The 5,551-nt window shown below is 65.2% G+C and carries 7 protein-coding genes; 4 read left to right on the top strand and 3 right to left on the bottom strand.

The window, feature by feature from the left end:
- Window positions 1–235 precede the first annotated feature (235 nt).
- On the bottom strand, window positions 236–778 hold the full coding sequence (locus AB0L60_RS42235) for a hypothetical protein (protein ID WP_364626539.1): 543 nt from the start codon (window positions 776–778) through the stop codon (window positions 236–238).
- Window positions 779–1,083: 305 nt separating this feature from the next.
- Between AB0L60_RS42235 and AB0L60_RS42230 the strand changes: the two genes are divergently transcribed.
- Complete coding sequence (locus tag AB0L60_RS42230; RefSeq protein WP_364626536.1) at window positions 1,084–1,422, top strand: hypothetical protein; 339 nt, start codon at window positions 1,084–1,086, stop codon at window positions 1,420–1,422.
- A 111-nt stretch (window positions 1,423–1,533) separates the two neighbouring features.
- Here the strand turns inward: AB0L60_RS42230 and AB0L60_RS42225 are convergent, their stop codons facing one another.
- The gene (locus AB0L60_RS42225) at window positions 1,534–2,076 is read right to left on the bottom strand and encodes a hypothetical protein (RefSeq protein ID WP_364626534.1); all 543 of its coding nucleotides are present in this window, start codon (window positions 2,074–2,076) and stop codon (window positions 1,534–1,536) included.
- Window positions 2,077–2,610: 534 nt separating this feature from the next.
- Here AB0L60_RS42225 and AB0L60_RS42220 point away from each other — a divergent pair.
- On the top strand, window positions 2,611–2,736 hold the full coding sequence (locus AB0L60_RS42220) for a hypothetical protein (protein WP_364626531.1): 126 nt from the start codon (window positions 2,611–2,613) through the stop codon (window positions 2,734–2,736).
- A gap of 112 nt (window positions 2,737–2,848) precedes the next feature.
- The gene (locus AB0L60_RS42215) at window positions 2,849–3,049 is read left to right on the top strand and encodes a hypothetical protein (RefSeq protein ID WP_364626529.1); all 201 of its coding nucleotides are present in this window, start codon (window positions 2,849–2,851) and stop codon (window positions 3,047–3,049) included.
- 147 nt (window positions 3,050–3,196) lie between these two features.
- Here the strand turns inward: AB0L60_RS42215 and AB0L60_RS42210 are convergent, their stop codons facing one another.
- Entirely contained in the window at window positions 3,197–3,883 is a 687-nt protein-coding gene (locus AB0L60_RS42210; RefSeq protein ID WP_364626526.1) for a TetR/AcrR family transcriptional regulator, read from the bottom strand.
- 35 nt (window positions 3,884–3,918) lie between these two features.
- Between AB0L60_RS42210 and AB0L60_RS42205 the strand changes: the two genes are divergently transcribed.
- On the top strand, window positions 3,919–5,292 hold the full coding sequence (locus AB0L60_RS42205) for an FAD-dependent monooxygenase (protein ID WP_364626524.1): 1,374 nt from the start codon (window positions 3,919–3,921) through the stop codon (window positions 5,290–5,292).
- The last annotated feature ends 259 nt before the right edge of the window (window positions 5,293–5,551 follow it).

Below are 5,551 nucleotides of genomic sequence, written 5' to 3'. Positions count from 1 at the left end.
TCCCGACGACGAGTGAAACCCCGTGGGACACGTCCTGCGATAGCCGCTGGGCACGCGCCTGAACAATACGGACGCGCCGCAGCTCGGGACATCCGGTAATGCCGCGACCAGCGCGGTGCGAATCGGCCAAACTGTCGCCCTGAAGATCACTGGGGCCGACCGGTTTTGATCTCAAGCCCACCGCCACCGTCGGCCAGAACGCACTACTCTGGCGATGAGTGGGTGTTTGGTCGTGTCAGTAGAAGAACCAGACGAGATCCCGTTGCGTGCTCAGGCAATCCTGCGCCCACTGGGAAAGTTCGGCGGCGGTGTCGAGTGCGTCGGGATCCGCATCAGCTGAGAGCGCCTTCTCCATCTCGTTCCGCAGCAGGTCCATCGAATCCAACGAGACCCATCCGGCCGTCGGATAGGGAAACGCCCGAGGCAACGGCAAGTTCCCGCCCAGGAAGTACTCGCTCGGTTCGCAGCACACGCCGACGTCAGCGAATGCCTCCTCGACTTCGCCGAACCACTCATTGCTCATGGTGTATTCGCCACTCTCCAAGGATGCGCCGTAGTGCTGGCACATCGCTTCGAAGACATAGATGTAGATCGCGGCGTCGCTGGAACGATCCGGGACGTCCTTCCAATACTCGGCGTCGAGGATCATCGTGGTCAGCGCCTGCCTGGCGGGAACTGATGCTCCCCAGCTTTCGGCCTGGTCATCGAGATCGTCGAGTTCGGCCCCGAGCCGATTCAGCAAATGCTCCAGCAACTCCCGATCACCGCTGCCGATCATTCCACGCAGCGCCTTCTCGTCGACGCTGTAAGCCCGCATACTGACACCCACGAGTTTCCCATCCCTTCAACAGGATCAGACCGTAGCAGGCATCTCCGACACGGCGTCAGATCGCGCAGGTGTTGATCCATCCTGCGGTGAACGCACTAATCTGCCGCGACCCGCTCGTTGGTCGACTGTCCGAACCGGTTGGCCGACAGCAGGTTCCCAACACGCGTGCATGCAGATGACCCTGCGATTTACTGCGAAGGCAGTAGGTGGTCGTCTGGATCGCGTTCGTACGACCGCGCCGTTATGGTCCTGCCATGACACCGACTTGGGCCACGGGCGACAATTGCGAACTGCCTGCCACTGCTACTGGATGGCTTGCCGACGAACCACAGCCGGGGTTAATCCTGGTCGAGTTGGTCGACGCCCACGGTCGCCCCCACCAAATGGTCGACAAGAGCGTCATCTTCAGCAGCGACCTGCTGTTGCCGTCGTCGACCTACCCGCGCTCGGTCAGCATTCGGTGCACGATCGAAGAGATCAACGGCGACATCGCTACGGTCTGCCCATGGTGGACGATGAGCCGCGCCGGCTTGCCTTTTCTATTCGATGTCAGGTTGGAGGTCCTCGTTCCGTGGACGGAGAACGACGAGTGAACCCCGGTCACCGTTGACGAACGGTCGAATGGCCATGACGCATGGCGACCGAACATCCTGCATTGCCGCGTCCCGGACGTTCGGAACCCGGGCCACCGGAGCGGTCCCGTGCTATGGATCGATGAGTTCCAGGCCGCAGTCGTTCTCGTGGGTGAAGCCCGCGGTCTTGGCGTCGGCGAGGAGTAGGTCGGTTCTGTTCAGTGGGACGAAACAGAGGGCGTAGGAGTCGCCTTTGGTAATGCTGACCAGAGCCATGCCCGCTTCGCGGCTTTGGCGGGCGATTTCACGGAGGTAGGCCGAAGTGTCACTCGGATATTGCGTGGGGCCCTCCGCCGAGTCGGGGCTCTTGGTCCAGGACATCACAGGGCGTGAGGGGATGCGGCGCAATCGATCCTCGATGTCTTCGGGGGATTCCCGCCAGTCGAACCACGCCAGGAACGGGTCCAGGCCCCAAATCCCGCCTGCTAATCCGGTGAGGACAGCGGTACGCCCGAACTCAAGGCCGGACTGTTCGGGTAGATCGAGCCAATTGGGATATCGGTCCCGGACCCAGTCCGGAATATTGAGCGCCTGATCGGCCAGAGAGGCCAGGTTCCCGGCCAATCCGCCACCGGGCGACAGCAATACGGCGACAGAGACGAGCGCATACTCCACCGATCGCACCGGCGACCGATAATTCGCCTGGCCATACCCTTCAGACCAGGTGTACCCGGCATACGGCGAATCACGTTGCTCCACAAGATCATTCTAGGGGGCGAAAACGGACCAGTGCGGCGGTGCTGGTCACCCAGCCCCTGGATCGTACGGGCACGGTGAACGAATCCCAGACCGGCGGGTCGACTATCGCCTTTCTCGGCCAGTTCGCCGAATGTTCTGAGAACATCCGCTTCTGCCGCATACCGCGCTGACTGAACCGGCCAGCGCCGGGCATCGGAAGATCAACTGGCCGTGCCGATCCGACGCCGGCGGAACGTCCGCTTCTGCCGATTACACGACGCCGAAACAGTCCCGGCACCGCAGGTCGTGGGCGCGGGTCAGCGCGTTCCTGCTGTGGAAGCCGTTCGCCGCGATCGTCTACATGATCGCGTTCGTCACCGCCGAAGAGGTGGCCACTGACCCCAGCACCGCCGCCACCGACTCCACGGCCGCGCAGAAACTGCTGGTCGGGGTCGTGCTGCTGTGCTCACCGTGCCCGACCCGATCGCATCGGACTCCACCGGCTCCGCCGACACACTCTTCAAGGCGCTCACCACCGGATCGGCCACCCTGTCCTCGGATCCGACCTGCACGCCCGGGACCGTCTGCAAGAAGTGACCGGGGCCAGACCTGGTCGCTGAAACTTCGGGCCGAAACGAGGTGCTCCGTACGGGGTGAGGCAGTATCTTGCGAAGCGCAACTGTTTCACATCAAGTATCGGGGAATACTCATGCGTCGCACCCTTGCCCTCGTCGTGCTCACCGCCGCGGCCCTCACCGCCGGAACGGGTTCGGCCGCAGCCGAATCGCCGTCGACCGGTTCGGCCACGGGTTCAGCCGGGTCTGTCGTCAATGTCATCTGCGCGGTGGTCAAAGTGATCCAGCCCTCGGCCTGCACGGTCTCGATTCCTGAGAACAACGGGGGTAAGTGAGTCCGCGCCAGCGGGAGGATCGCCGATTCGCTCGGTCCGGCGGGGGTGGAACCAGAACTGAAGACGTGGCGCCGGAGGACATCCGAATGTGGTGTGTCGCGTAGGTGGTTCCCCGTTCGGGCGGGATCGGCCTTGGTGCATTCGTGATCACTTTGCGGTCTGCTGCGAGTCCGCGATCCCGGTGAGGATGCGGCGCAAGCCGTAAGAGAACTGTTCGGCCGGGCTCAGGTCGGCGGATTCGGTCATGCGCGAAACCCGGGGATATGTGCCGCTTTCGATGATCTTGCGCATGTAGGGGGCGACGGCGGCGCGCCACTGGTCCTCGGTCTGACCGGTGCGCCGCTGGGTCTGTTTCTCGGCGAGTTCGCGTATGACCGCGCCGCGCACGTAGTCCCTGATGAGCCCGACGGCCGAGGCGGCGTCGGCGATGTCGGAGGTCAGCGGGGCGGCTGCGGTGAGGGCGTGTTCCAGGCCGCGCAGCCAGTTGGGGCCGAGCGATGGTCGGGTGGCCAGCAGCGGGGCGAGCCAAGGGTGCCGTAGCCACAGCTCACGCTCGTGGTGGGCGTACGCCTCGAGGTCGGCGCGCCAGTCTCCCGTCAGCGGCACGTGGTCGCCCTGTACCGCATCGGCCATGAGGTCGAGCAGGTCGTCGCGGCTGTCCACATAGCGATAGAGCGAGGTCGTGCCGGTCGACAGCTCGGTGGCGACGCGGCGCATCGACAGCGCGTCGAGCCCCTCGGCGTCGGCGATGGCGACCGACGCGGCCACGATGCGCTCCACGCTCAGGGCCTGCCTTGTCGACCGGTACGGCTCACGTTCCCAGATAAGCGACATGGACAGGAGTCTACAGAAGTGGATACAGTGTGCCCATGAACGGGAACGCTGTATCCACTGATGTTTTGATCGCCGGCGGCGGATCCGTCGGGCTGATGCTCGCGGTGCTGTTGCGCCACCACGGCGTCAAGCCCCTCGTCGTCGAGGAGAAGCCGCAGCTGTCGCCCCACCCCAGGGCCACCGGCATCGGGTCGCGGTCGGTGGAGATCCTGCGCGAGGTCGGCCTGGATCACGCGGTCAACGAGGCTGCGGTCGACTTGCGCGCGGGAAAGATCAGAGGGCGCACGCTCGCCGAGGCCGACTTCACCGAAAGCGCTGAGTGGAAGGCGAAAACCGCTGCCGAGCTCACCTACACCCCAGCCCGAATCCGCGGCACCTGCGCACAGAACCGGCTCGACCGCGTACTGATCACCAAGGCGGGCGACGTGGAGTTCGGCGTGGCGCTGGACTCGTTCGAGCAGGACTCCGGCGGCGTCACGGCGACCCTGTCCGACGGGCGTGTCGTGCGGGCGCGCTACCTGGTGGCCGCCGACGGTGTGCGCAGCCGGGTTCGGGAAGTCCTCGGCATCGGCCTGACCGGTCCCGGTGTGCTCGGTCAGGAGACGACGAGTGTCCTGTTCGATGCTGATCTGCGTCCGCGTAAGCCGTTCGCAATGTGCAATATCGAGCATCCGGACGCGACCGGCCTGCTGGTGACCGTCGACGGCGAACGCGAGTGGGTATTCCTCACCCGCCTCGACACCGAGCCGACTCCCGACCTCATCCGCACCGCGCTCGGCGACCCGTCGATCGAGGTGGAGATCCGCAGTGTGCTCAGGTTCCGGGGGCGCGGCCAGGTGGCCGATCGGCTCTGCGTCGGGCAGGTCTTCCTGGTGGGCGACGCAGCGCACGCGATCCCCCCACTGGGCGCGTTCGGGTTGAACGCCGGCATCGCGGACGCGCACAATCTGGCATGGAAGCTCGCGCACGTACTGCGCGGTGAGACCGGACCCGAGCTGCTCGAGACTTATCACACGGAACGCCATCCGGTGGCCCTCATGACGATGGAGCAGGCGCTCCTGCGGTTCAACGACCCGTCCCTGCACTGGGGAAAGGACATGGCACAGGCGCGCAAGGCAGCGGGAGCGATCAACGCACCAGTAGTGCACATGGGCTACCGGTACGACGGCGCGGAGCTCCCCTCCACCGAGGACGTCACCCTCGACCTCGACGGGTCGCCGGGATCCCGCCTGCCGCACATGTGGGTGGCCGAAGGGGTGTCCACGCTGGATCTCGTCGGATCGCAGTGGTGCGTACTCACAGCCGATCCCGACGTGGAGGCCGACGTCCCGGTCCACGTCGTGGAAGGCTGGCCGTACGGGACGGTGCTGGTCCGCCCTGACGGTTTCGTGAGCCGGTCGTACTCCTAGCGCGTCGTATGCTGCCGCAGCCCGCGCGGTTCGAACCGGCGGCGGCAGTGTCTCGAAGATCAACGTCGCCAGTAAACGCACTACTTTGTCGCATACCGCGCTGACCGAACCGGCCAGCGCGGGGCGCTGGCGGCCGGAACATGCTGCGGCGCAGAACGTCCGCTACTGTCGATGAGCGGAAGTCGGACGAGCAGCGTGAGCAGGGTGTCGAGTCTCAGCTTGCGCGCAGGGTGCTCCAGCGACGCTGGCCAGGGTGGCA

The organism is Nocardia sp. NPDC051981, assembly GCF_040680715.1.
Lineage (GTDB): Bacteria > Actinomycetota > Actinomycetes > Mycobacteriales > Mycobacteriaceae > Nocardia.
This window is presented reverse-complemented; position numbering and strand designations above follow the sequence as displayed.

What these genes read in the sequence shown, in the direction of transcription:
- AB0L60_RS42235 (WP_364626539.1), bottom strand. Translation starts at nt 778, where the DNA reads ATGATCGGCAGCGGTGATCGGGAGTTGCTGGAGCATTTGCTGAATCGG.
- AB0L60_RS42230 (WP_364626536.1), top strand. Translation starts at nt 1,084, where the DNA reads ATGACACCGACTTGGGCCACGGGCGACAATTGCGAACTGCCTGCCACT.
- AB0L60_RS42215 (WP_364626529.1), top strand. Translation starts at nt 2,849, where the DNA reads ATGCGTCGCACCCTTGCCCTCGTCGTGCTCACCGCCGCGGCCCTCACC.
- AB0L60_RS42210 (WP_364626526.1), bottom strand. Translation starts at nt 3,883, where the DNA reads ATGTCGCTTATCTGGGAACGTGAGCCGTACCGGTCGACAAGGCAGGCC.
- AB0L60_RS42205 (WP_364626524.1), top strand. Translation starts at nt 3,919, where the DNA reads ATGAACGGGAACGCTGTATCCACTGATGTTTTGATCGCCGGCGGCGGA.